At 73.7% G+C, this 25970-nt stretch carries 12 protein-coding genes and 1 pseudogene; 3 read left to right on the top strand and 10 right to left on the bottom strand.

The annotated features are described in order from the left end of the window. Positions 1–24 precede the first annotated feature (24 nt). A complete protein-coding gene (locus tag ACWDYF_RS11205; protein WP_389465682.1) occupies positions 25–1533 on the top strand; it encodes a GMC family oxidoreductase in 1509 nt (502 codons plus the stop codon). Positions 1534–1651: 118 nt separating this feature from the next. On the opposite strand, the pseudogene ACWDYF_RS11200 reads toward ACWDYF_RS11205, so the two are convergent. Beyond that, a pseudogene (locus tag ACWDYF_RS11200) lies at positions 1652–1897 on the bottom strand (VOC family protein); the annotation flags it as partial. A 586-nt stretch (positions 1898–2483) separates the two neighbouring features. Next, positions 2484–3377: a LysR family transcriptional regulator gene (locus ACWDYF_RS11195; RefSeq protein ID WP_389465685.1), complete on the bottom strand. Its 894-nt coding sequence runs from the start codon at positions 3375–3377 to the stop codon at positions 2484–2486. A gap of 103 nt (positions 3378–3480) precedes the next feature. Between ACWDYF_RS11195 and ACWDYF_RS11190 the strand changes: the two genes are divergently transcribed. Together ACWDYF_RS11190 and ACWDYF_RS11185 are read left to right on the top strand one after the other, a co-directional pair. Next, positions 3481–4581 carry an alcohol dehydrogenase catalytic domain-containing protein gene (locus tag ACWDYF_RS11190; protein WP_389465688.1) on the top strand — a complete coding sequence of 367 codons (1101 nt, stop codon included), beginning with the start codon at positions 3481–3483 and terminating at the stop codon, positions 4579–4581. Between the two features lie 97 nt (positions 4582–4678). Continuing rightward, positions 4679–5113, top strand: a complete 435-nt coding sequence (locus tag ACWDYF_RS11185) for a winged helix-turn-helix transcriptional regulator (protein WP_324604685.1) — start codon at positions 4679–4681, stop codon at positions 5111–5113. Positions 5114–5186: 73 nt separating this feature from the next. Here ACWDYF_RS11185 and ACWDYF_RS11180 read toward each other — a convergent pair whose 3' ends face one another. The 8 genes from ACWDYF_RS11180 to ACWDYF_RS11145 all read right to left on the bottom strand — a co-directional run bounded on the left by ACWDYF_RS11180 (position 5187) and on the right by ACWDYF_RS11145 (position 25551). Further along, positions 5187–6731, bottom strand: coding sequence for an MFS transporter (locus ACWDYF_RS11180; protein ID WP_389465691.1), 1545 nt, complete (start codon positions 6729–6731; stop codon positions 5187–5189). A 158-nt stretch (positions 6732–6889) separates the two neighbouring features. Further along, entirely contained in the window at positions 6890–7351 is a 462-nt protein-coding gene (locus tag ACWDYF_RS11175; RefSeq protein WP_018565208.1) for a hypothetical protein, read from the bottom strand. Next, complete coding sequence (locus tag ACWDYF_RS11170; RefSeq protein ID WP_389465694.1) at positions 7348–8646, bottom strand: homoserine dehydrogenase; 1299 nt, start codon at positions 8644–8646, stop codon at positions 7348–7350. The genes ACWDYF_RS11175 and ACWDYF_RS11170 overlap by 4 nt, the downstream gene beginning before the upstream one ends. Before the next feature lie 144 nt (positions 8647–8790). After that, entirely contained in the window at positions 8791–10050 is a 1260-nt protein-coding gene (locus ACWDYF_RS11165) for an aspartate kinase (protein ID WP_389465697.1), read from the bottom strand. Positions 10051–10195: 145 nt separating this feature from the next. Beyond that, positions 10196–22339, bottom strand: a complete 12144-nt coding sequence (locus tag ACWDYF_RS11160; RefSeq protein ID WP_451584274.1) for an SDR family NAD(P)-dependent oxidoreductase — start codon at positions 22337–22339, stop codon at positions 10196–10198. A 157-nt stretch (positions 22340–22496) separates the two neighbouring features. Continuing rightward, complete coding sequence (locus tag ACWDYF_RS11155) at positions 22497–23063, bottom strand: carboxymuconolactone decarboxylase family protein (RefSeq protein WP_018565721.1); 567 nt, start codon at positions 23061–23063, stop codon at positions 22497–22499. A gap of 32 nt (positions 23064–23095) precedes the next feature. Further along, on the bottom strand, positions 23096–24217 hold the full coding sequence (gene metX, locus ACWDYF_RS11150; protein WP_389474767.1) for a homoserine O-acetyltransferase MetX: 1122 nt from the start codon (positions 24215–24217) through the stop codon (positions 23096–23098). Next, positions 24214–25551 carry a bifunctional o-acetylhomoserine/o-acetylserine sulfhydrylase gene (locus tag ACWDYF_RS11145; RefSeq protein WP_389474769.1) on the bottom strand — a complete coding sequence of 446 codons (1338 nt, stop codon included), beginning with the start codon at positions 25549–25551 and terminating at the stop codon, positions 24214–24216. The genes metX and ACWDYF_RS11145 overlap by 4 nt, the downstream gene beginning before the upstream one ends. Between the last annotated feature and the right edge of the window lie 419 nt (positions 25552–25970).

The raw sequence follows: 25970 nt of genomic DNA, 5'->3' as shown, positions 1-25970 counted from the left end.
CTCACTGTTCCCAGGGGTTTCGTGATGAATGAATACGACTACATAGTCGTCGGTGGCGGGTCGGCCGGCAGTGTGCTCGCTGCGCGGCTGTCCGAGGACGCGGACGCCCGGGTCCTCCTGCTCGAAGCCGGCAGCGGTGAACCGCTGGAGGCGATGGCCGTCCCGCCCGCCTGGCTGACCCTGCGCGGGAGCGACGCGGACTGGGCGAACACCACCGTCCCGCAGGCCGCGCTGAACGGCAAGCAGGTCGGCTGGCCCCGCGGCCGCGGGCTGGGTGGCTCGTCGAGCATCAATGGCATGGTCTGGGCGCGAGGACATCGCTCCAGCTACGACGCGTGGGAGACGGCAGGAGCGAAAGGCTGGGGCTTCGACGCCCTGCTCCCCTACTTCCGCCGCAGCGAGAACGCGGTGGGCGTGCACCGGGACCCGGCGCTGCGCGGAACGGACGGTGCGCTCGACGTCGCTGCCGCCACCCAGCGGCATCCCGTGGCCGCCGCCGCGCTGGAGGCCGCGGCCGAGGTGGGACACGCACGGGCTTCCGACATCAGCGGTGGCCTGGAAGAAGGCTTCGGCTGGGTCGACCTGAACATCGCCGGCGGGGCACGGCAGAGCGCCGCCGACGCCTACCTCCGGCCGGTTCTCGACCGTCCCAACCTCACCGTGATCACCGATGCACGGGTCACCCGGCTGCGGGTCCGGGACGGCCACTGCACCGGAGTCGCCTACACCCGGGGCGAGGAGCACGCGCACGCCGAGGCACTTCGGGAAGTCGTCCTCTGCGCCGGGACGGTCGGTTCCGCGCACCTGCTTCTGCTGTCCGGGATCGGACCGGCCGAGCACTTGCGGGAGGCCGGCGTCGATGTCGTCCTCGATCTCCCCGGCGTGGGCTCCAACCTGCACGACCACCCCCACAGCTTCGTCGCCTACACAGCCCCCCAGGCTGTCAACGTCGGTCCCAACAACCACATCGAGGCCATCGGCCTGATGCGCAGCGATCCCGCTCTCGACGGGCCGGATCTCCAGGTCTTCTTCGTCGCACCAGCGCCGCCCGAGGTCGGCAGCGGCTTCCTGATATGTTTCTCGCTGGTCGCTCCCCGCAGCCGGGGCCACCTTCGTCTCGACGTCCGGGACCCTGCCGGGGCGCCCCTCCTCGACCCCGGCTACCTCAGTGACAAGCGCGACCTGGACGCCCTGATCACGGGGCTGTCCATGGCCCGTGACATCGGGCAGGCCGATGCTCTGGAGCCCTGGCGCGCCGGGGAGGCCGCGCCGGGCGCGGCCGTCGCTGACGACGCGACGATCGGCGCCTTCCTCCAGGCGAGCCTGGAATCGTATTTCCACTACGCCGGAACCTGCCGCATGGGCGGCGACGACACCGCCGTGGTCGACACCGATCTCCGGGTCCGGGGCATCAGCGGTCTGCGCGTGGCCGATGCCTCCGTCATCCCCGCCATTCCCTCCGCCAACACCAACGCCACCGTGCTCGCCATCGCCGAGCGGGCGGCCGACCTCATCGCCGGCCGGAAGCTCTGAGCCGTCGTCCGCTTCCCCGGAAGGGGCGCGGTGGGCCGGATCCGGCCCGGGAGTCCGCCCCGCCGTCCCGCACCTCTCCAGGAGGAGCGCGGGACGGCGCGCCCGGACTCGACGACGGTCACCGGGACGGCGCGTGCTGTCCGGTCATGAGGGCGGCCAGCTCGTCCGGTTCCAGGAAGGACGGCGGTGGGGGCGGGCCCCAGCTGAACAGGCCCTGGGCGCCCTCGAAGACTTCCGGGGGCCAGAGCTCGTCCTCCGGGATGCAGTCCATGTCGGCGTAGTACTCGCTGAAGTTGCCCGCCGGGTCCTTGAGGTACCAGAAGAAGTTGGAGCCCGCGTGGTGCCGGCCGAGGCCCCGCGTGTGCGAACGCCTCTACCACCTCGTCGAGGTCGGCGCGCGTGGCTTCCCGGAGCACACTCGGGCCGCCGAACGGGACCGCCGACGGCCCGATCAGCTCCCAGCCGCCGTCGGCCACGTCCACCGGACCGTTCTGCCCCCGCGCCGTGCCAGGGCAGCTGGTGCGAGCCCCTCCGGCCCGCGGCCGGCAGCTGGACCGCGGGGACCGCGCCGCGCCCGGTGATGAACGAGGTCAGCCTCCGGTGCGCGGCGGCCTGGTCCTCGTTCCAGATGCCGAGGTCGGCCGAAGTGGTCTGGTGCAGCGGACCCATGGCGTTGGACTCGACCATGACGAGCCCCACCCCGCCGACCGCGCGCCCCGTAGCGCACGAGGTGCCAGTCGGTCGGTCTGCCGTCCTGACCTGCGGCGTACTGGGCCATGGGGGATATCCACAGCCGATCGGGGACCGTGACCTCCCTGAGCCGCAGTGGGGTCAACGGGGTCAGCTGGGTCGTCCCAGGGTCGGTGATCTCTGTGCTGGACACGGCGGTCGCCCACGCTCGTCGGCTCCGACCACGCCGCCCACGCGGAGCGGCATCAGCATCGAACAGGTCAGACGGACGAGGTGATCGCCCGGGTGACGGCCGTGACCGCCGGGGAGGAGCGGCCGGGAAGGCGCGCCACGAGCACACGGCGGAGCTCCGCGGGCGCGCCTTCGACGCGGAGCAGACTCACCCCGGGCGGGAGCACCGGCGCGAGCCGGGACGGTACCGTCGTCACCCCGAAGCCGCCCGCGACCAGGTGGAGCTTCGTGAGCCAGTCGCGTGCCCGGTGGGCGATACGCGGCCGTCCGGGCAGGCCGGGCCAGACACCCAGCAGCGGTTCGGAGTGCGACGACGGGGCGGCGATCCACGCGGCGTCGACCAGTTCGTCGACATGCACCGCCATGCGCCCGGCGAACGTCCCGGCCGAAGCCGTCGCCAGGACCAGTTCGGTGTCCACGGCGGTCTCCACGTGCAGGCGCGGTGACTCGCCGTCCAACGGCCGGTGCGGCGGCCGGGAACTCAGCACGGCCAGATCGATCGAGCCCGCCCGCAGCGCCCGGACCAGGGCCGGTGAGGTGCCCTCGGTCGTGGTGACCGTGATCTGCGGGTCGGTCGCCGCGAGCCGGGTGAGCGCCGCGGGCAGGACGACCGCGCCCGCGCTCAGGAACAGCCCGAGCCGCACCGTCGTGGACCGGGGGACCGCGCCGGTGAGGTCGGCCTCGGCCGCCGCCAGGCAGTCCAGCATGGTGCGGGCGTGGCGCAGCAGGGTCAGCCCGGCGGGGGTGAGCCGCACCCCGTCGGGACGCCGGTCGAACAGCGTGGCGCCCGCGCTCCGTTCGAGCGAGAGCGCCTGCCGCGAGACCGCCGACTGCGTGTAGCCGAGCCGGGCGGCGGCCGCGGTGAAGCTGCCGGATTCCGCGATCTGCCGGAGGACCCGCAGACCCGTACTGGAGATGTCCATGCGGCCTACGCATACCACACATGCCTGATCGTCGCTTCCCGCATGACCGCGCGCACTCCTAGTGTCGATGCCGACCGGTCCCGACGACCCTGGAGGCCCTCATATGCGAGCAGCGGTACTGACCCGGTTCGGCGCCCCGCTCACGGTGCGCGAGCTGCCCGACCCCGAGGCGGGCGGCGGTGAGGTGCTGGTCGAGGTCCTGGCCACCTGCGTCGCCCCGTACGCGGCCGAGGTCTTCGGCGGCACCCGGAACTACCCCCTCGTCCCGCCCGTCGTGCCCGGGGTCGGCGCGGTGGGCCGGATCGTCCACGTCGGCCCGGACGCCACCCGGCTGCGCGCCGGGGACCTGGTGTGGTGCGACTGCACGGTGCGCTCGCGCGACGACGCGCTGACGCCCGACATCGCCCTCCAGGGCTGGAGCTCCCGCGGCGAGGGCGGCGCGAAGCTCGCCCGGCACCTGCACGACGGGGCGTTCGCCGAACTCATGCGGGTGCCCACGGAGAACGTCTTCCCGCTCCCGGCCGCCGCCGGGGACGACCCGGCCCGCTGGTCCGCGCTCTCCGTGCACACCATCGCCTACGGCGGACTGCTCGCCGGTGGACTCGCGGCCGGTGAGACGCTGCTCGTCAGCGGGGCCACCGGCAACCTCGGCAGCAGCGCCGTCGCCGTCGCGCTCGCGCTGGGAGCGGGCCGCGTGGTCGCGCCGGGCCGCAACCGGGCGGCGCTCGGCCTGCTCGCCGACCGGTTCGGCCCACGGGTGCGCCCGGTGCCGCTGACCGGCGACGAGGAGGCCGACGCCGCGGCGATGTGCGCGGCGGCCGACGGCCCGATCGACATGGTGATCGACCTGCTCCCGCCGAGCGCGCCCGTCTCCGCGGTACGGGTCGCGGCCATGACCGTGCGCGAGTACGGACGCGTCGTCCTCATGGGCGGCGTCGGCATGCCGGACGGCGCCGCGCTCGCACTCCCGTACCGCTGGATCATGCGCAACTCGGTGACCGTGCGCGGCCAGTGGATGTACCCGCGCACCGCGAACACCGGCCTGATCCGGCTGCTCGCCGCGGGCACGCTGGACCTCGCCCCCGAACGCGTCCGGTCGTTCGGCCTCGACGCAGTCAACGACGCCGTCGCGTACGCCGCCGTACACAGCGGCCCGTTCGACCGCACCGTCCTCCTCCCGCGCGCCACGACCGCCTCGGCGTGACCCGTCGGCCCCGGCGGACAGCTTTTCACGGTGCGACAAGATGTCTGATTCGGTCAATGCCCGTTCAGACAGGTGTGGTTAGCATGGGGATATTAGGATGCCGAGCAGAGACCGGCGGGCGAATAGTAGGAGGAACATGCGGCCGCGCGTGGATGAGATGCTCGACTACTGCACTCTTGAGGTCGCGATGACCGTCTGTGGGGGTGTGTGGAAGCTCAGCATTCTCAAATACCTCTTCGGTGGAACGTTACGTTTTGGTGAATTGAACCGGGCGATGCCCGATATCACTCCGCGGATGCTCACCCGTCAGTTGCGCGACCTGGAGGAGGACGGCCTCGTACGGCGCACCGTCTACCAGGAGATCCCGCCGCGCGTGGAGTACTCGCTGACCGAGATCGGCATGAGCCTGCGGGGCCTGGTGACCCAGCTGGAGGAGTGGGGCAACTACTACCGGGAGCAGATCCGCAGCACCGTCCCCGACACCGTGGCGGCCTGCGAGCCGCCGGACCGACGCGTGAAGGCCGTCTCGTAGGGGCGTACGCCGCTCCACGAGACGGCCGGTTCCCGGACGTCCGCCTGCCACGGACGCCCGCGCGGCCACGGCCTCAGACCGACGGCTCGTTCTCCGCCGGGGCGTGCCGCGGGGTGTCCGCCGCGGGCCGCGCCTTGCCGGGGCGCAGGAGCAGGGCGGTCAGTCCGGCGAGGACGAGCAGGACCGCCGCCACCGTCGCCGTACTGACGGAGAAGCCCCGCTCGAAGGCATGCTGCGCGCTGTCGCGCAACGCCTCGCCCGTCCGGCCCGGCAGTTGGGCCGCCAGGTCCGTCGCGGCGCTCAACGACCCCGAGACCGCGTCCGACTGAGGGGGCGTCAGCCCGTCGACGGGCTCGATGTACGCGCCGTACGCCACCGTTGTGATGATGCCCATGGCCGCGACGCCGAGCCCGGCGCCGAGCGAGAACCCGACCTCCTGGACCGCGCCGGCCTCCGCGGCCCGCTCGGGCGGCGCCGCACTCATCATCGAGTCCGCGCCCAGCGTCATGACGGTGCCCGCGCCGAGGCCCACCGCGATCAGCGCCGCGAGGTTCCCGGCCGCCCCGAACAGCGAGAGCGCGAGCAGCGCCAGGGCGAGCAGGCACACGCCCGCCGTCACCCCCCACCGGTTGCCGACGGCCGCGGCCAGCCGCGGGGCCAGCACCCCGCCGATCGCGCTGGCCACCGCCACCGGCACCAGCGACAGGCCCGCTCTCAGCGGCGAGTAGCCGTCGACCAGCTGGAGCTGCTGGGTCAGCAGGAACAGCAGCCCGGTGTAGGCGCCGTAGCACAGCAGGATCGACACCGTGGAGACCGAGAACCGGCGGTCGGCGAAGAGCCGCATGTCGAGCAGCGGGTTCGGGATGCGGCGCTGGCGCAGGGTGAAGGCGACCAGCAGCGCCGCGCCCAGAACACCGGCCGCCACGGTGACCGGCGAGACGGCCCCGGGCTGCCCGATGTGCTGGAGCGCGTACACGGCCCCCGCGAGGCCGAGGATCGAGATGAGCGCGCTGACGCCGTCGAAGCGGCGCGGCGCCGGATTGCGCGACTCGGGGACCAGCACCCCGCCCGCCAGCAGGGCGAGCGCCGCGATCGGCACGTTGACCAGGAACACCGCCCCCCACGAGAACCGCTCCACCAGGACGCCGCCGAGCACCGGCCCGAGCGCGGCGCCGGTGCTGGAACTGGCCACCCACAGCCCGTACGCCAGCGACCGCTCGCGGGCGACGGGGAAGACGACGCGGATGATGACCACGGTGCTCGACAGCATCATCGAGTAGCCGAGGCCCTGCACGGCCCTGGCCGCGATGAGCTGACCGGGCGCCGAGGACGCGGCCGCCGCGAGCGAGGAGAGCGCGAAGACGGCCAGCCCCGCCATCAGGATCCGCTTGCGCCCCAGCCGGTCTCCCAGGGTGGAGCAGACCACCAGCGTCGCCGCCACGGTGAGCGCGTAACCGTCCGTGATCCAGAGCAGTTCGGAGCTGGACGGCAGTAATTCCCGGCCCACGGTGGGCAGCGCGACATTGAGGATGGTGAGGTCCATGCCTCCCATGAGCATTCCGGCCAGCAGGACGACAAGCACTGCCCAGCGGCGGGGGTCCGACTTATCTTCTGTCATGAGTTCATCGTGCAGATCGCCGACGGGGCAGGACAAGTACGGTATTTCTTGTCCCTGGGGACAAAATGTGTACTGCCTCTGACCGGCTGCTGAGAGCCTCTTGCCCGGAAATTCGAACACCCGGGGACCGGCCGTCGCACCGGACCGCGCCGACCGCTTCAGACCGTGCGAAGGGACACCCGCAGTCCGGCCTCCCGCGCCGCCCGGTAGCAGTACGACGCCCGCGCCGCCGTCAGCAGTTCGCAGCCGCTGCGATCGGCCAGCCGGGCGGCGTGGCAGGCGGCCAGCACCTCGGGCCCGTCGATACGCAGCGTGGTGGACGCCGCGTACAGCCGGCCCGCCTCGACGGCCGCCGAGGCGTCGTGCGGGGCGCTGTCCAGCGAGCTGCGGCGGCAGAAGGCCGTCAGTTTGCCGCCGAGGAAGCCGTGCCGCTGCACACATGTCTCGTCCCAGCAGTCGCGCATCCCCGCGGTGACCGCCACCGCGACGGACGGCGCGAGCAGCTTCAGCCTTCCGGTCAGCGCCGCGACCCGGACGGCGGCGGCCTCCGGACCATGACCGGTGACGATCCGGTACAGGGCGAAGGAGTCCACGACCGCCGACGCGGGCCCGGCGGTCACCGGTGTTCCTCCGCGTCGAGCAGCCGCATGCCGCGCGGTGCGCCGCTCACACACGGCAGCGCGGCGACGGCCGCGAGCGCGGAGCTCAGCGCCGCGTCGTCGGTGTCCTCCGTGAGCAGGACGAGCGCCTCCCGCCCCGCCGCGCGCCGCCGGTGGGCGCCGCCGACGCGCACGCCCCCGTCCCGCAGCGCGGCGGCCACGTCGGCGAGCGCCGCCGCGGTGTCGGTCACCGGGACGCGCAGGTGGTGGCGGGAGCGGGCGCCCGGGACGGCGCCGCTCCGCGCCACCAGGGTCTGGGGCGCGGCGCCGCGGTGCCCGAGCACCCTCCTGCGGGCCGCCGCCACCACATCGCCGAGGACCGCGCCCGCGGTGGGCACACCGCCGGCCCCGGCGCCGCGGAACAGCAGCGGCCCGGCGTCGGCGGCCTCCACGAGCACCGCGTTGTCGGCGCCGCGCACCTCGGCGAGAGGATGCGCACGGGCCACCATCGCGGGATGGACCCGCAGCAGCACGCCGTCCCGGCCGGGCCGCTCCAGCACGGTGACCGGTTTGACGACCCGGCCGAGGGCGCGGGCGTCGGCCACGTCCGCCGCGGTCACCCCGGTGATGCCCTCGCGGCGCACGTCCGCCGGGAGCACCCGGACGCCGAAGGCGAGCGCGGCGAGGACGACGGCCTTGGCCGCCGCGTCCAGCCCCTCCACGTCGGCGGTCGGGTCGGCCTCGGCGTACCCGTGGTCGACGGCCTCGCGCAGCGCCGCCGCGAAGCCGCCGCCCGTCTCGGTCATCCGGTCCAGGATGTAGTTGGTCGTACCGTTGACGACACCGGTGATCCGGGTGATCCGGTCACCGCCGAGCGAGTCGCGCAGCGGCCGCAGCAGCGGGACCGCCCCGGCCACGGACGCCTCGTACAGCAGGTCCACGCCGTGGCGGGCGGCACTCTCGTGCAGCAGCGGCCCGTGCTCGGCCAGCAGCGCCTTGTTGGCGCTCACCACCGAGGCGCCCTGCTCCATGGCGGCGACGGCGAGCGAGCGCGCCGGTTCGGTGCCGCCGAGGAGTTCGACGACGATGTCGATGTCGCCGCGCTTGACGAGCGCCAGCGGGTCGTCGGTCCACAGGCCGGGGTCCAGGCCGAGACCGCGGGGCCGCCGGGTGTCGCGCACCGCGACACCGGCCAGTTCGACGGGGGCGCCGATCCGTGCGGTCAGGTCCGGCGCCGAGCTGTGCAGACGCCGTACGACTTCGGTTCCCACCACTCCGCAGCCGAGCACGGCCACCTTCAGGGGGGCGGTGTTCATCAGGGCCTCATTTCCGGGGTTCTCCGTGGTCTTCGTGGTTCCCGGCGGTTCCGGGCTGTTTCGGGCGGTTTCCAGCGGTTCTCGGTGGTTCTCGGTGGTTCTTGGCGGTCGCCTTCTTCGCGGTCGCCGGGGAGCGCGGCGCGCTCAACGTCCCGTCCCGGCGTGGACGACGGCCTCGGTGGCGGTGTCGAGGTCACAGGCGCTGTGCAGGGCGCGCACCGCGTCGTGAAGCCGGTCGGCGGCGCACAGCGCCGAGACGCGCAGCCCGGAGGCGGCGGTCAGCCGGACGCCGATGCCCGCCCCGGCCAGCGCCGCCGCCACCCCGGCGGCACCGGGGTGCCCGGCGCCCACCACGGAGACCCGGCCGAAGCCGGACAGGCGGCGCACCGGCCCGTACCCGAGGCGGTCACGATGGCGCTCCAGGAGACCGACGGTGCGCGGGGCGTCCGCCGCGGGCACCGTGAAGGCGACCTCGCCCCCTGCCGGGGTCGCGACGGCCTGCACCATGTCGGCCGGTGTCCGGGCGTCGGCGAGCAGCGTGGACACCTCGGCGAGCAGCACGGAGAAACGGGTTCCGGCCGCGGGACCGGCGGCCGGGTCCGCCACCGTGACCAGCTCCATCGCCCCGGTGTGGGTCACACCTGTGACACGAGGCCCCGTCCCGGCGGGCGGCGGCGTCCGCGAGACGAGTGTCCCGGGGCCGTCCGTGAACGAGGAACGGACACATATCTCCACCCCGTGCCGCCGGGCGTACTCCACACAGCGCGGCATCAGCACCTTCGCGCCGGTGGCCGCCATTTCGAGCATGTCGGTGGAGCTGACGGTCTCCAGCAGCCGCGCCCCGGCCACGACCCGGGGGTCGGCCGAGAACACCCCGTCGACGTCCGTGTAGATCTCGCACACATCGGCGTCGAGCGCGGCGGCCAGCGCCACCGCCGTCACGTCCGAGCCGCCGCGGCCCAGCGTCGTGATGTCACCGGTCTCCCTGCACAGCCCCTGGAACCCGGCGACCAGCGCCACCGCGCCCCGCGCCAGCACCTCCCGCACCCGGACCGGCGCCACCTCGATGATTCCGGCCGCGCCGTGGTCGGCGTCCGTGAAGATGCCCGCCTGGGCGCCGGACAGCGAGCGGGCGCTGCCGCCCAGGTCGTGGACGGCCATCGCCATCAGCGCGTTGGACACCCGTTCCCCCGAGGTCAGCAGCATGTCCATCTCCCGCGCCGGACGGTTGCCGCTCACCTCCTCGGCCAGGTCGATCAGTTCGTCGCTGCTGTCCCCCATCGCCGAACAGACGACGACGACTTCGTGACCGCTGCGCTGGGTCTTGAGGACACGTGCGGCGATCTGCCTGATCCGGTCCGCGTCCTGCAACGAGGACCCGCCGTACTTCTGGACGATCAGCATGCATCTGCTCCTTCCGGCATCGTGAGCATCGGGAATCGTGTGCCGCCGCGTACGGGAACGGGCCGACGCGCCCTCCGTACGCCGGTGTTCGCAGCGCGCGCCGTGCCCCGCCGTCCGTAAGGGCGGCGAGGCACGGCGCACCGGATCAGCGCGACGGGCGGAGCCAGGACGCGACCGCCCGCGCCGTCGTGTCGGCGAACGCGTCGATCATCGAGACATGACTGCCCGGCACGGAGACCTCGGCGTGCGCCAGCGGCCAGCGCGACCGCGCGCCGTCGTCGCCGCCGGGCAGCTCCTCGGCCCGGACCATCAGCGTCGGGGCGGCGGCCCGCCGGGGCGTCCAGCCCCGGAACAGGTCGAGATGGCGGCCCATGGCGGTCAGATTGGCGTCGTCGACCAGGTCGGCGACCTCCGGCTTGGTGGCCAGCTCGTCGAAGAGCGTCGACTGGATCCGCAGGATCTCCGGGTCGTCGGGCAGATAGCTGTCCAGGAGCACGACGCGCTCGGGCTGGTCGCCCGCGGCCAGCTCCTCCGCCACCGCCTGGGCGAGCCAGCCGCCCGAGGAGTAGCCGACCAGGACGAACGGCCGGCCGTCCGCGCAGGCGCGTACGGCGTCCGCCTGGGCGCGTACGAGGGACGCGACGGTCCCGGGCAGCGGCTCGCCGTCGGCGTATCCGGCGGCGGTCAGCGCGTACACGTCCCGCTCGCCGCGGAAGACCGAGGCGAACCGGGCGAACTGGTACGGGCTCGCCGGGGCCACGAACGACGGCAGGCACACGAGGGCGGCCTGCCCGGCGCCGCGCGCGAAGCGGATCGGCGGCCGGGGCGCGGCGGGGGAAGCCGCTTCCTCGCGCAAGTGGGCGGCGGCGCCCAGGAGACGCAGCCCCTCGCTGATCCGGCCGGACGCGCAGGCCGAGCGGAACAGCGCCATCAGCGGTGTCGGCGCGGCGGCCGCCGGGGCGGCGGCTGCGGCCGCGGGCACCGGGACGTTCCGCACGGCGGCACCGGCCGAGACCACTCCGCCCTGCCCCGCCTCCGTCTCCGCCTCCGCCTTCGTCTCCGCCTCCTCCATCAACTCGTCCACGACCTTGGTCAGTTGCTCGACCGTCGGGTGGTCGAACAGGACGGTCACCGGGAGCCTGACACCCGTCACCGACGCGAGCCGGCCGCGCAGTTCCATGGCCGACAGCGAGTTGAGCCCCAGCTCGGTGAACGTCTCCGTCGGCGCCACGGAGCCGCTCTCGCCCCGGCCGAGCGCCAGCGCCAGTTCCTCGGTGATCACCTCGGAGATCAGCTCGGCCCGCTCGGCGCCGGAAAGCTCCGCGAACCGCCGCGCCGCCCCGGCACCCCGCGGTGCGCCCGAGGGGACGTGGACGCCGTCGCGGTCCAGCCAGTAGCGCTCACGCTGGAAGACGTACGGCGGCAGCTCGACCGGGGCGGCCCCGGTCCCGGCGAACACCCCGGCCCAGTCGATGTGCACACCGGCGGCGAACAACCGCCCGGCGGAGGCGAACAGCTGGGCCAGGTCACCCTTGTCCCTGCGCAGGGTGCCCGAGACGACGGCCGTGGCATCCGCGGCGTCCACCGTGTCCTGGATGCCGATGGTCAGCACCGGATGCGGACTCACCTCGACGAACACCGTGTGCCTGCTCTCCAGCAGCGCCCGCGTGGTCTCCTCGAAACGGACGGTGCCGCGCAGGTTGCGGTACCAGTACTCCTCGTCGAGCTCCCGGGTGTCGAGGCGCTGCGCGGTGACCGTCGAATAGAACGGGATCCGCGAGGCCCGCGGCCGTACTCCGGCCAGCCGGGACGTCAACTCCTCGCGCACCGCCTCCACATGGGACGAGTGCGAGGCGAAGTCGACCGGCACCGTCCGGGCGCGCACCCCGTCGGCGACCAGTTGCGCGCGCGCCTCCTCGATCGCGTCGGCGTCACCGGACAGCACGGTCGCGGCCGGTCCGTTGACCGCCGCCACCGACAGCTGGCCGGCCCACGGCTTCAGGAGCGTGTCCACCCGGTCCCGCGGGAGCGGTACGGACAGCATGCCGCCGCGCCCGGTGATCGAGTGCAGGGCCCGGCTGCGCAGCGCCACGATGCGCGCGGCGTCGTCGAGGGAGAGCGCACCCGCCACGTGCGCGGCGGCGATCTCGCCCTGCGAGTGGCCCACCACCGCCGACGGCGTGACACCGAGCGCCTGCCATGTCTCGGCGAGCGAGACCATCACCGCGAACAGGACGGGCTGGACGACGTCGACCCGGTCCAGACCCGGCGCGCCGGGCGCGCCCCGCACCACATCGGTCAGGTTCCAGTCGGTGTGCGCGGCGAGGGCCCGCTCGCACCGGGCCATCGCCGCCGCGAACCGCGGTGACTGGTCCAGGAGTTCGGACGCCATGCCCGCCCACTGCGATCCCTGCCCGGGGAAGACGAGGACGACCTTGTCCCGGCCGCGCCCCGCCGGGGCCGGGGCGGCCTCGTCGGCCTGCACCCGGGTGAGGTGGTCGAGGAGGGTGTCGGGGTGGGTGGCGGTGATGACGGCGCGGTGCTCGAAGTGGGTGCGGGTGGTGGCGAGGGAGAGTCCGATGTCGGTGGGGTGCCAGCCGGGGGTGCGGGTGAGGTGGTCGTGGAGGCGTTCGGCCTGGTCCTGGAGCGCCTGCGGGGTACGGCCCGACAGGACCCAGGGGGTGACCGGCAGGGACTCGGGGGCCGGACGGGGGCCGGGCGCGGGCGGCTCCTCGATGATGATGTGGGCGTTGGTGCCGCTGATGCCGAAGGAGGAGATGGCGGCGCGGCGGGGGTGGCCGGTGTGGGGCCAGGGGCGGGTTTCGGTGAGGAGTTCGACGGTGCCGTTGTTCCAGTCGACGTGTGTGGTGGGTTCGGTGACGTGCAGGGTTCGGGGGAGGATGCCGTGGCGCATGGCCTCGGTCATCTTGATGAGTCCGCCGATCCCGGCTGCCGCTTGTGAGTGTCCGATGTTGGATTTCAGTGAGCCGAGGTACAGGGGTTGTTCAGCAGAATGTGCGGTTCCGTAGGTGTTGATGAGGGCTTGGGCTTCGATGGGGTCGCCGAGTCGGGTGCCGGTGCCGTGGGCTTCGACGGCGTCGATGTCGTGGGGGGTGAGGTGGGCGTTGTCGAGTGCTTGGCGGATGACGGCTTCTTGTGAGCGGCCGTTGGGTGCGGTGAGTCCGTTGGAGGCGCCGTCCTGGTTGACGGCGGTGCCGCGCAGGACGGCGCGGACGGGGTGGCCGTTGCGCCGCGCGTCGGACAGCCGCTCGACCAGCACGAGACCGATGCCCTCCGCCCAGCCCGTGCCGTCGGCGTCGTCGGAGAACGACTTGGAGCGGCCGTCCGGGGACAGCCCCCGCTGCCGGGCGAACTCGACGAACGTACCCGGCGTGGACATCACCGTGACCCCGCCCACCAGCGCCATCGAGCACTCACCGGCGCGCAGCGCCTTGGCCGCCAGATGCAGCGCGACCAGCGACGACGAGCACGCGGTGTCGATGGTCACCGTGGGCCCGGTCAGGTCGAACAGGTACGACACCCGCCCGGAGAGGACACTCGCCGTGTTGCCGGTCAGCAGCACCCCTTCCAGCTCCTCGGGCATCTGGTGCACCGGCGGCGCGTAGTCGTGGTACATCGCGCCGATGTAGACGGCGGTGTCGGTGCCGCGGAGGGTGTGGGGGTCGATGTGGGCGTGTTCGATGGTGTGCCAGGCGGTTTCGAGGAGGAGGCGTTGTTGGGGGTCCATGGCGACGGCTTCGCGGGGTGAGATGCCGAAGAAGGGGGCGTCGAAGTGGTCGGCGTCGTGGAGGAAGCCGCCGCCTCGGGTGTAGGTGGTGTTCGGTGTGTCGGGGTCGGGGTGGTGGAGGTTGGGGTTCCAGCCGCGGTTGGTGGGGAAGTCGGTGATGGCGTCGGTCTCGGTGGTGAGGAGGTTCCAGAGGTCGTCGGGTGAGGTGACGCCGCCGGGGTAGCGGCAGGCCATACCGACGATCACCAACGGATCACCTTCTGCTGGCAGTTCGGCAGGCGGCACCGCCGGAGCGTCGTCCGGGACGGTGGTCTCGGCCGCCGGTCCGGCCAGCCGCTCGTCGAGATACGTCACGACGTCGTCCGGAGTCGGACGGTCGAAGACGAGACCGGTCGGCAGCGAGAGCCCGATGGCCGCGCCCAGCCTGTTGCGGAACTCCACGGACATCAACGAGTCGAACCCGATGGCGTTGAAGCGGTCCGAGGAGCGGATCCCGGACGCGTCGGCGTGCCCGAGCACCGAAGCCGCCTCGGACAGCACCACCTCGGTGAGCCGCTCGTGCCGTTCCGTGTCGGAGAGCCCCGAAAGCCGCACGCCCTGCGGTGACTCGGGCGCGCGCCGCCGCTCACGGCGCCGGGGCGCCGCCGCGCCGCCCGCCGGCCGCCGCAGCAGCGCGGGCGCCCGGTCCGCCGCGGACCGCAGCGCCGCGGTGTCGAGCCGCAGCGCGGCGACCGCGGCCTCGTCGGTGGCGAGGGCACTGTCGAACAGCGCCAGCCCCTCGGCGTGCGAGAGCACACCCACGCCCGCGCGTGCCATGCGCCGGATGTCGCGGTCCGCCAGCGACTCGGCCATGCCGCCGCCGCGCTGCTCCCACAGGCCCCAGGCCACCGACGTGGCGGCCAGGCCCAGCGACCTGCGGTGCCGGGCCAGCGCGTCCAGGGAGGTGTTCGCCGCGGCGTAGTTCGCCTGCCCGGCCGCGCCGATCAGACCCGAGACGGACGAGTACAGCACGAACGCGGACAGGTCGAGGTGACGGGTCAGCTCGTGCAGGTTGCGGGCCGCGTCGGCCTTGGGGCGCAGCACACCGTGCAGCCGCTCGGGTGTGAGCGCCGTGACGACACCGTCGTCGAGCACGCCCGCCGTGTGCACGACGGCGGACAGCGGCCGGTCGGCGGGGACCGAGCCGAGCACCTCCGCGAGCGCGTCCCGGTCGGCCGCGTCGCACGCCGTGAGCCGCACTTCGGCGCCCAGCCCGGTCAGCTCGGCCACCAACTCGGCCGCACCGGGCGCGCGTTCACCGCTGCGGCTGATGAGCAGCAGATGCCGGACGCCGTACCGGGTCACCAGGTGGCGGGCCAGCAGACCGCCGAGCGTGCCGGTGGCGCCGGTGACCAGAACGGTGCCCTCGGATCCGAAGGCGGCCCGCGCCGGGGCCCCGGCGCCCGGGACGGCCGGTGCGCCGTGCGCACCGGGCAGCGGCGCCAGCTCCGGTACGGAGGCGACACCCGCCCGCAGGGTCAGCTCCGGCTCACCGGTGGCGACGGCCGCCGCGAGCAGCCGCTCCGACTCGGGGGACCCGTCGGTGTCCACGAGCACCACCCGGCCGGGGTGCTCCGTCTGCGCGGAACGGACCAGCCCCCAGGCCGCACCGCTCGCCGGATCCGTGTCGCCGTCGCGGGTCAGCACCACCAGCGTGCTCGCCGAGAAGCGGTCCTCCGTCAGCCACGCGCGTACGGCCTCCAGCACCGGTGTCACCGCCTGTGCAGCGGTCGGGCCCGCCACGGGCAGCACGACCACGGGCGGCAGGCCGTCCGCCCCGGCGGCGTCGAGCGAGTCCAGGACCAAGGGTGCTCCGGCGGTCGCGGCGGCGTTTCCCAGCGACAGTACGCGTCGGCGCAGCGCGAACAGGGACGGCTCCTCGACGGCGCCGCCGAGCGCGTCGGCGGGCAGCTCGCGCCACCTCAACTCCCGTACGCCGGCCACCGGGACGCCCGAGGCGTCGGCCACGGCGAGCGACATGGTCGCGTCGCCGGACCGCCGGAACTCCACGCGCAGTCCGCCCGCTCCGGCCGTGTGCAGGCGGACCCCCGACCACGAGAACGGCAGCCGGGTCGCCGCCGACTCGTCGAGCACACCCGGCAGCAGCACGTGCAGGGCCGCGTCCAGTGACGCCGGGTCGAGCAGGAACGTGCCGTCCGGGGCGTCCGGCTCGGCGCCTACCTCCGCGAACACGCTGTCGCCGTGCGTCCAGGCCGCCCGCAGCCCCTGGAAGGCGGGACCGTACCGGTAGCCTCGCTCGGCCACGCGCTCGTAGAGCTCGTGGAGATCCACCGGCTCGGCGCCTGCGGGCGGCCACGCACGACCCGCGGCCGGTGCATCGGCCGGTGCACCGTCGGTCGCGGCCTCGGCGAGGCCGCCGGTGGCGTGCAGGACCCAGTCGCCGTCCCGCCGGGTGTGCACGTCGAGGGCGCGCCTCCCCGCCGGATCGGGGGCACCGACCGTGAGCTGCACCCGCACCGAGTCGTCCGGCTCCAGCATGAGCGGCTGGGTGAGAGTCAGCTCCTCGACCTCCGCACAGCCGGTGAAGTCCGCCGCGTACAACGCCATCTCGATGTACGCGGTGGCCGGGAGCACGACCGTGCCCCGGATCGCGTGGTCGGCGAGCCAGGGGTGCGTGGCCAGGGACAGCTCCCCGACGAACGTGACGCCGCCGGTGGCCTGTTCGACCGCGCCGCCGAGCAGCGGATGCCCGAGCACGGTGACCCCGGCCGCGGCCCGCTCCCCGTCCGCGGTCGACGGCGCCAGCCAGTGGCGCGAGCGCTGGAACGGATACGTCGGCAGGTCGATGTGCCCGGTGCCGGGGTGGAGCGACGCCAGATCGAGGGGTGCCCCGGCGGTGTGGGCGCGGGCGAGACCCGCCGTCAGGGCGGTGACCTCGGGACGGCCCGCGCGCAGCAGGGCGACGGCGGCCGAGGCGTCCGAGGTGAGGCAGGCGCCCGCCATGGCGGTCAGGACGGCGTCCGGGCCCACCTCCACGAACACGGTGACGCCCTCGTCCCGTTCCAGGGTCCGGGTGGCGTCCGCGAAGCGGACGGCGTGGCGGAGCTGGCGCACCCAGTAGTCGGCGGTGACCAGATCGTCACCGGCGGCGAGCCGCCCGGTGAGGGTGGAGACGACGGGTATGCGCGGCGCCCGGTAGGTCAACTTCTCCGCCACGGACCGGAATGCGTCGAGGATCCCGGACATGTGGGGGGAGTGGAAGGCGTGGCTGACGCGCAGGCGCCGGGTCATCGCCCCGCGCTCCCGCCACCGGGCGGCGACGGCCTCGGCCGCTTCCGCGTCCCCCGAGATCACCACGGAGGACGGCCCGTTGACGGCCGCCAGGGCGAGCCGGTCGGCGTAGGGCCGCAGATCGGCCGCGATCTCCGCCTCGGCGGCCTGTACGGCGATCATGGCACCGCCGGGCCGCGCGGCCTGCATGAGGCGGCCGCGGGCGGCGACGAGCGCGGCCGCGTCCGCGAGGCTCAGCACTCCTGCCGCATGGGCGGCGGCGAGTTCGCCGACGGAGTGTCCGGCGACCGCGTCCGGGACCAGACCGTGCTGAGCCAGCAGCCGGTGCAGGGCGGTCTCCAGGGCGAAGAGCGCGGGCTGGGTGTAACGGGTCTCGTGGAGCTCGTGGAGAAGCGGCTCCTCCTCGGCGAACATGACATCCCGCAGCGGGCGGTCCAGATACGGGTCCAGGGCGGCGCACACCTCGTCGAGTGCCGCCGCGAACACGGGGCTGGCCGCGTACAGTTCGCGGCCCGTCCCGGCCCGCTGGGCGCCCTGCCCGGTGAACAGGAACGCGGTGCCTCCCGCGCGCGCCGCGCTGCCCGCCACCACGGCGGGGGACGTCTCGCCACGGCCGAACGCGGCCAGCGCGGCGAGGAGTTCGTCGTCGGAGTCGCCGAGGACCACGGCCCGCTGCTCCCACAGCGAGCGTGTCTCGGCCAGCGAGCGGGCCACCTCGGCGCGGTGCCATCCGGGCCGGGCGGTCAACTGCCGGTGCAGAGCCCCGGCCCGCGCCCGCAGCGCGGTCTCGTCGCGTGCGGACAGCGCCCACAGGGCACGCCCGCCGACGGCCGGTGCCTCGCCGGTGCGCGCGGTGCCGTCCCGTTCCTCGGGCGCCTGCTCGATGATGATGTGGGCGTTGGTGCCGCTGATGCCGAAGGAGGAGACGGCGGCGCGGCGGGGGTGGCCGGTGTGGGGCCAGGGGCGGGTTTCGGTGAGGAGTTCGACGGTGCCGTCGTTCCAGTCGACGTGCGGCGTGGGGTCGGTGACGTGAAGGGTTCTCGGCAGCATGCCGTGCCGTATCGCCTCGGTCATCTTGATGAGTCCGCCGATCCCGGCCGCCGCCTGGGCGTGCCCGATGTTGGACTTCAATGACCCGAGGTACAGGGGTTGTTCGGTGGTGTGTGCGGTTCCGTAGGTGTTGATGAGGGCTTGGGCTTCGATGGGGTCGCCGAGTCGGGTGCCGGTGCCGTGGGCTTCGACGGCGTCGATGTCGTGGGGGGTGAGGTGGGCGTCGGTGAGGGCTTGGCGGATGACGGCTTCTTGTGAGCGGCCGTTGGGTGCGGTGAGTCCGTTGGAGGCGCCGTCCTGGTTGACGGCGGTGCCGCGCAGGACGGCGCGGACGGGGTGGCCGTTGCGCCGCGCGTCGGACAGCCGCTCCAGGACGACGAGTCCGACGCCCTCGGCCCAGCTCGTTCCGTCCGCGTCACGCGAGAACGACTTGGAGCGGCCGTCCGGCGCGAGACCCCGCTGTCGGCCGAACTCCACGAACATGCCCGGCGTGGACATCACCGTCACCCCGCCCGCGAGGGCGAGCGACGCCTCGCCCGAACGCAGCGCCCTGGCCGCCAGATGCAGTGCCACCAGCGAGGACGAGCACGCCGTGTCCACCGTCATCGCGGGGCCGACGACCCCGAGGGTGTAGGCGATCCGGCCGGCCAGGACACTGGCCGTGGTCCCGGTGAGCAGATGCCCCTCCACGGTGCCGGGGGCGGCATGCATCCGGGGGCCGTAGTCCCCGGCGGTCGCGCCGATGTAGACGGCGGTGTCGGTGCCGCGGAGGGTGTGGGGGTCGATGTGGGCGTGTTCGATGGTGTGCCAGGCGGTTTCGAGGAGGAGGCGTTGTTGGGGGTCCATGGCGACGGCTTCGCGGGGTGAGATGCCGAAGAAGGGGGCGTCGAAGTGGTCGGCGTCGTGGAGGAAGCCGCCGCCTCGGGTGTAGGTGGTGTTCGGGGTGTCGGGGTCGGAGTGGTGGAGGTTCGGGTTCCAGCCGCGGTTGGTGGGGAAGCCGGTGATGGCGTCGGTCTCGGTGGTGAGGAGGTTCCAGAGGTCGTCGGGTGAGGTGACGCCGCCGGGGTAGCGGCAGGCCATGCCGACGATCACCAACGGATCGTCCTCGACGGGCGGTTCACCACCTGTGTCCGCCGGAGCGTCCGGTCCGCTCGTGGCCGCCAGCCGCTCGCCGAGATGGGCGATCACGTCACCCGGGGTCGGGTACTCGAAGACGAGGCCCGTGGGCAGCGAGAGCCCCACGGCCGCACCGAGCCGCGTACGGAACTCGACGGCGGCGAACGAGTCGAAGCCCAGATCGCTGAAGGTGTGCCGTGGGTTGATGTCGCCCGGGTCGCCGTAGCCGAGGACCGCCGCGGCATGCGAGAGCACCAGGGCGCGCAGCGCGCGGGGATCGGCCGACGGCGAGGCGGCGGGGGCCTCCTCACGCCCTGCCTCGGCCGGGTCGGCCGGTTCAGTCGCCTCGACCGCCTCGACCGCCTCGACCGCCTCGGCTTCGGCCGGAGACGCGGACCGCACGGACCGCACGGCCTGTGCGGCCTGTGCGGCCTGCGCGGGCCGGGGAGCGGTGTCCAGGGTGTCGAGCCAGTGCCGTTCGCGCTGGAAGGCGTAGGTGGGCAGGCTCACGACCCGGGCATCCGTGTGGGCGTACGTCTGCTCCCAGTCGACGGGTGTGCCGCGGGTGAACAGGTGGGCGAGGGCGCGCAGGAAGGTCTCGGGCTCCGGCCGGTTCCTGCGCAGGAGCGACGTGGCCGTCGTGCCGGGGTGCCGGGCGCTGCGCGGGACGAGGGAGGCGAGGGTGGCGTCGGGGCCGAGCTCCAGGAAGGTGCGGGCACCGAGCTGTTCGGCGGTCAGGACGGCGTCGTGGAAGCGGACGGTGCCGCGGGCGTGGGCGATCCAGTGGGCCGGTGTGGCGAGCAGCCCGGGGGTGGCGAGCCGGCCGGTGACGGTGGAGACGACCGGGACGGCCGGTTCGTTGAAGGTGAGAGTGGCCAGGGTCGCGCGGAAGGCGTCGAGCATGGGGTCCATGCGCGGCGAGTGGAAGGCGTGGCTCACCGCCAGCGGGACGCACGTGTGGCCGCGTCCGGTGAGCTCATCGGCGATCCGGTGCGCCTCGTCGTGGTCGCCCGCGATGACGACGGCCGCGGGACCGTTGACCGCCGCGACGGTGACCTGGGAGGTGAGCAGCGGCGCGACGGTCTCCTCCGGGGCGTCGACCGCGATCATGGCGCCGCCGGCCGGGAGTTCCTGCATCAGGCGCCCGCGGGCCTCGACGAGCGTTGCGGCGTCCGGCAGGCTCAGGACACCGGCGGCATGGGCGGCCGCGATCTCCCCGACGGAGTGCCCGACGAGGTGGCCCGGGGTGACGCCGTACGCCGTGACGAGCCGGTGCAGGGCGACTTCGAGGGCGAACAGGGCGGGTTGCGTGAGGGCGGTCCGGCCGAGGCCCTCGCCGGTGGTGACCGCCTCGCGCAGGGGCAGCCCGGGGAAGTGCTCGCAGACCTCGTCGAAGGCGCGGGCGAACACCGGCTGGTGGGCGTGGAGTTCACCGCCCATGCCCGCGCGCTGGGAGCCCTGGCCGGTGAACAGGAAGGCGAGGGAGCCGGAGACCGGCTCGGTGTGCTCGACCCGGGTGAGGTGGTCGAGGAGGGTGTCGGGGTGGGTGGCGGTGATGACGGCGCGGTGTTCGAAGTGGGTGCGGGTGGCGGCGAGGGAGAGTCCGATGTCGGCGGGGCGCCAGCCGGGGGTGCGGGTGAGATGGTCGTGGAGGCGTTCGGCCTGGTCCTGGAGCGCTTGCGGGGTACGGCCCGACAGGACCCACGCGGTGACCGGGGGCCCGCTCACGCCACTCATGTCCCGCGGCTCGTCCGCGGCGGGCCGTGGCGCCTCGGACACCACCACATGGCAGTTCGCGCCGCCCATGCCGAAGGAACTGACGCCCGCGAGCAGCGGAGTGTCCCGCAGGGGCCAGTCGCCGGGCTCGCTCTGCACCGCGAGGCGCAGCTCGTCGAAGGGGATCCGCGGGTTCGGCGTACGGTAGTTGAGGCTGGCCGGGAGCTGCCGGTGCCACACGCTGAGGGCCACCTTGAGGAACCCGGCGATCCCGGCCGCGCCCTCCAGGTGCCCGAGGTTGGTCTTCACGGAACCGACGCGCAGGGTGCGGTCCGTGCCCGCGGTGCCGACCACCGCACCCAGCGCAGCCGCCTCGATCGGATCGCCTACCTTCGTCCCGGTGCCGTGGAGTTCCACGTACTGCACCGCGCCCGGGTCGACACCGGCGTTCTCGTACGCGAGGCGCAGCACGTCGCGCTGGGCCCGCTCCTCGGGGACCGTCAGCCCGGCGCCGCTGCCGTGGTTGACGGCGCCGCCCCGTACGACGCAGTAGATCCGGTCGCCGTCGGCCAGCGCGCGGGCCAGCGGCTTGAGCACGACGGCGCCGCCGCCCTCACCCCTGACATAGCCCCCGGCGCGCGCGTCGAAGGTGTAGCAGCGGCCATCGGGCGACAGACCGCCCCACTTGGTGGAGATGACCGAAGTCTCCGGCAGCAGGCTCAGGTTGACGCCGCTCGCGACGGCCGTATCGGACTCGCCGCTGCGCAGGCTCTGGCAGGCCAGGTGCAGGGCGACCAGGGACGAGGACTGCCCGGTGTCCACGACCAGGCTCGGGCCGGTGACGCCGAGGAAGTGCGAGAGCCGGTTGGCGATCATGCCGCGGTGCACGCCGGGCATGGTGTGCTGGGTCCCGGCGGCCAGCGCGTCCCGGTAGACCAGGTGCGCGAAGTCGTCCCAGATCGAACCGACGAAGACCCCGACCCGGCGGCCGCGCAGCGCGCCGGGCCGCACCCGGGCGTCCTCCAGGGCCTCCCAGCCCAGCTCCAGCATGAGCCGCTGCTGCGGGTCCGTCATCGCGGCCTCGCGCGGCGACAGCCGGAAGAAGGCCGGGTCGAAGCGGTCGACATCATCGAGGAACGAGCCCCAGCGGGAGTTCATCCGGCCGGGTGCCGCCCGGTCGGGATCGTGGAACGCCGTCGCGTCCCAGCGATCCGGTGGCACCTCCCCGATGGCGTCGCGGCCGTCGCGCAGGAGCGACCACAGCGCGTCGGGCGTCGGCGCCTGTGCGAACCGGCAGGACATGCCGACGACGGCGACGGCTTCGGCCGGGTGCGGGGGGACCTCGGCTCCGGTGGGCTTGCTCATCATGGGCTTCTCCTTCTCGGGCGCCGCGTGCGGGCGCGCGGGACCGCGCCGTGCGGGGGTGGCACGCGGCGCCGGTGCGGGGCGAGCGGCGGCGGTACGTGGGGCGAGCGGAGGGCGGGGAGGTGTGCGGCGACGGCGCGTGGGGCGAGCCGGGGGCGGTTCAGTCCTGGGGGCGGCCGGCCGCCGACAGGGCGCTGTCCAGTTCGCGGCTGTCGATGTCGACGTCGAGGGTCGTGGTGATCCGGGAGACCAGGAAGTACACCCCGGTCAGGGCGATGATCTCGACGACGCCGCGGTCACCGTGCCGCTCCCGGACGCGCTGGAACAGGGTGTCCTCGACGCGGGCGGTCGCGGCCACCGCCGAGACGAAGGCCAGCAGATCGCGCTGGGGGCCGTCGAAGCAGTCGGCGGTGAGACGCCGTTCGCGCAGCGCGGTGAGCTGATCGGCGCGGAGGCCGAACTCGGCGGCGAGCTGCTCGTGCTGCGCCCACACGTAGTCCGCCCCGAAGCACCGGCCGGCGGCCAGGATCACCAACTCGCGGTCGGGATCGGACAGTCGGCCCTCGGTGAGCTGGGTGTGCCCGATGTTCGCCACCGCGGTCAGCAGGGCGGGGCTGTGCCCGAGGACCCGGAAGACGTTGAGCAGCGTCGCGTCGTGCGGGCTGCCGTAGATCGGTGTGGGCATGTCGAAGTCCGGGGCGAACTCCGGATAGGGGATGCGGGCCACGGGGGCTCCTCTCGTGCGGTACGCGGCGCGCCTCAGCCGGAGGCGCGCCGCAGGGTGGTGGTCAGGAGGTCGGCGACGGCCGCGGTCTCGGTCAGGAACCCGTCGTGCCCCTGGCGGGAGCTGATGACCTCCAGGCCGGTGCAGCCGGGCAGCTTCTCGGCCAGCTCGCGTTGCAGCCGCAGCGGGTACAGGCGGTCGCTGTCGATCCCGGCGACGACCACCGGCACCGGACAGCCGGTGAGCGCGGCGTCCACCCCGCCCCGGTCCCGGCCCACGTCGTGGCCGTTGAGCGCGCGGGTGAGCGCCACATAGCTGCCCGGGTCGAAGCGGTCGACGAGTTTGCGCGCCTGATGGCGCAGATAGCTCTCCACGGCGGGCAGCGGACGGCCCGCCTCCTGCGGGCGGTTCGCGAACCGCGCGTCGAGGTCGAGTTCGGTGCGGTACGTGAGATGGGCGATGCGCCGGGCCAGGGCGAGGCCGCCGGTCGGCAGCCGTCCGCTGCCGTGGTAGTCCCCGCCCTGCCAGTGCGGATCGCGGGTGATGGCCTCGATCTGGGTGCTCTGGGTGCCGATCTGGTCGGCGGTCGCCCGCGCGCCCACGGCGAGGACCAGCGCCGCACCGACCCGCTCCGGGTGGCCGACCGCCCACTCCAGCGCCCGCGCCCCGCCCATCGACCCACCGGCCACGGCGGCGAACCGGCCGATGCCGAGCGCGTCGGCCAGCGCGGCCTCGGCGGCGACCTGGTCGCGGATGCTCACCTCCGGGAACCGGCCACCCCACGCTCCGCCCGAGGGGTGCGGCGACGCGGGTCCCGTACTGCCGCGGCAGCCGCCGAGCACATTGGCCGCGAGGACGCACCAGCGCCCGGTGTCCACCGCGCGGCCCTCCCCGATGACGCCGTCCCACCAGCCGGGGGTGGGCCGGCCGGGCCCGGGGGGCCCGGCCACGTGCGCGTCGCCGGTCAGCGCGTGCAGCACCAGGACGACGTTGTCCCGCAGGGCGGAGGGACGGCCCCAGCACTGCACGGCGAGCCGCACCCCGGGCAGTACCGCCCCGGACTCCAGGGCCAGCGGCCCCACCTCGACGAGGCACGGCCGGCCGTCGGGCGGCGGGAAGGCCGCCCGGGGCACCGACCGCAGCACACCGACCGTCACCGCGCCACCGCGGCGAAGCCGGCGCGCAGATCCGCGAGGAGGTCGTCGATCGACTCGATGCCGACCGACAGCCGCACGGTCGCGGGCGTGACGCCCGCCGTGAGCCGCTCCTCCGTGCTGAGCTGCGCGTGACTGGTGGTCGCCGGGTGCAGCACCAGGGAGCGCACGTCCCCGATGTTGGCCACATGGCTGTGCAGGGTCAGCGCGTCGATGAAGGCGGTGGCCGCCTTCTCCCCGTCCGCCAGCTCGAAGCTGACGACGGCGCCCGTGCCCCGGGGCGCGAGCTTCCGGCCGCGCTCGAACCAGGGGGAGGACGGCAGCCCGGCATAGGCCACCGAGGACACCTCGGGCCGCGCCTCCAGGAACTCGGCGACCGCCGTGGCGTTCTGCACATGGCGCTCCACCCGCAGGCTCAGGGTCTCGATGCCCTGGCCGAGGAGGAAGGCGCTGAACGGCGAGATGGCCGGGCCGAGATCGCGCAGCAGCGAGACCCGGGCCTTGACCGCGTACGCGGGCGGGCCCAGCTCGGCGTAGACCAGACCGTGGTAACTGGGGTCCGGGTCGGTGAAGTTGGCGAAGCGCCCGGAGAACCAGTCGAAGGTCCCGCCGTCCACCAGCACACCGGCGATGGTGGTGCCGTGCCCGCCGAGGTACTTCGTGGCCGAGTGCACCACGATGTCGGCGCCGTGCAGCAGCGGCCGGACGAGGTAGGGCGTGGCCACCGTGTTGTCGATGACGAGCGGCACGCCGTGCTCGTGGGCCACCGCGGCGACCCCCTCGATGTCGAACACGTCGTTGCGGGGATTGGAGATGCTCTCCCCGAAGAACGCCTTGGTCTCGGGCCGGACGGCGGCCCGCCACTGGTCGGGGTCGTCCGGGTCCTCGACGAAGGACACCGTGATGCCGTAGCGGGCCAGGGTGTGCCGGAAGAGGGTGTAACTGCCGCCGTAGAGCCGGGGGCTGGTCACGATGTGGTCGCCCGCGGCGGCCAGGTTCAGGATCGACGTGGCCACCGCCGCCTGCCCGGAGGAGAGCAGCAGGGCCGCGACACCGCCCTCCAGGGCCGCGATCCGCTGCTCGATGGCGTCCTGGGTCGGATTCATGATCCGGCCGTAGACGTTGCCGGTGTCCTCCAGGGAGAACAGCGCGCGGGCGTGCTCGGTGCTCTCGAAGGCGTAGGAAGTGGTCTGGTAGATCGGCAGGGCCCTGGCGGCGCTCGCCGGGTCGGGTGAGTGGCCCGCGTGGATCTGCCGGGTCTCGAAGCCCCACGCCTGGGTGGGATCGAGGCCGGGCCCGGCCTCGTCGAAGGCCGCCGGGTCACTGGAAATGGTCATGGAATTCCTCTCGTCGAAAGGCTGGACGTGCCGGTGGGAGAAATTCCGGCAGGCGCACGGAATGCCTGCCGGACAGGTGAGAAAGGGGAGTTGGCCGACGCTCCTCGGCGTGGCCCGGGAAGCGATGCTAACGAGGCGTGCCGAGGTTCAACAGAAGGGAAGGGCGCAGGGGTGAACGCACAGCGCGCCGCGCGCGGAGAATGGCCTGCGCGCAACAGCCGGAAGACCATCGCGTTACAGGTGGGGGATGTTCTCGGGCACACGAAGACGTGCGGCTCGGCAGGTGCTCCGAAGCATCTGCCGAGCCGCACGTCATGGGCCGTCGCCGACCGTCATGGAACGGTGGCGGACATAAAAGTGTTTCTGTTCTGTGCAAGCACCAAAACGAAGTCGAAGTCGAATTCGACGTTGATGTCGAT

This window comes from Streptomyces sp. NPDC003284 (genome assembly GCF_053589675.1).
Note: the sequence above shows the minus strand (reverse complement) of the source record. Positions and strands in the feature narration are given on the sequence as shown.

Coding starts and splice junctions, on each gene's coding strand:
- ACWDYF_RS11190 (WP_389465688.1), top strand. CDS start 3,481: ATGCGAGCAGCGGTACTGACCCGGTTCGGCGCCCCGCTCACGGTGCGC.
- ACWDYF_RS11145 (WP_389474769.1), bottom strand. CDS start 25,551: ATGACCATTTCCAGTGACCCGGCGGCCTTCGACGAGGCCGGGCCCGGC.
- ACWDYF_RS11160 (WP_451584274.1), bottom strand. CDS start 22,339: ATGATGAGCAAGCCCACCGGAGCCGAGGTCCCCCCGCACCCGGCCGAA.
- ACWDYF_RS11205 (WP_389465682.1), top strand. CDS start 25: ATGAATGAATACGACTACATAGTCGTCGGTGGCGGGTCGGCCGGCAGT.
- ACWDYF_RS11165 (WP_389465697.1), bottom strand. CDS start 10,050: ATGCTGATCGTCCAGAAGTACGGCGGGTCCTCGTTGCAGGACGCGGAC.
- ACWDYF_RS11170 (WP_389465694.1), bottom strand. CDS start 8,646: ATGAACACCGCCCCCCTGAAGGTGGCCGTGCTCGGCTGCGGAGTGGTG.
- ACWDYF_RS11195 (WP_389465685.1), bottom strand. CDS start 3,377: ATGGACATCTCCAGTACGGGTCTGCGGGTCCTCCGGCAGATCGCGGAA.
- ACWDYF_RS11185 (WP_324604685.1), top strand. CDS start 4,679: ATGCCGAGCAGAGACCGGCGGGCGAATAGTAGGAGGAACATGCGGCCG.
- ACWDYF_RS11180 (WP_389465691.1), bottom strand. CDS start 6,731: ATGACAGAAGATAAGTCGGACCCCCGCCGCTGGGCAGTGCTTGTCGTC.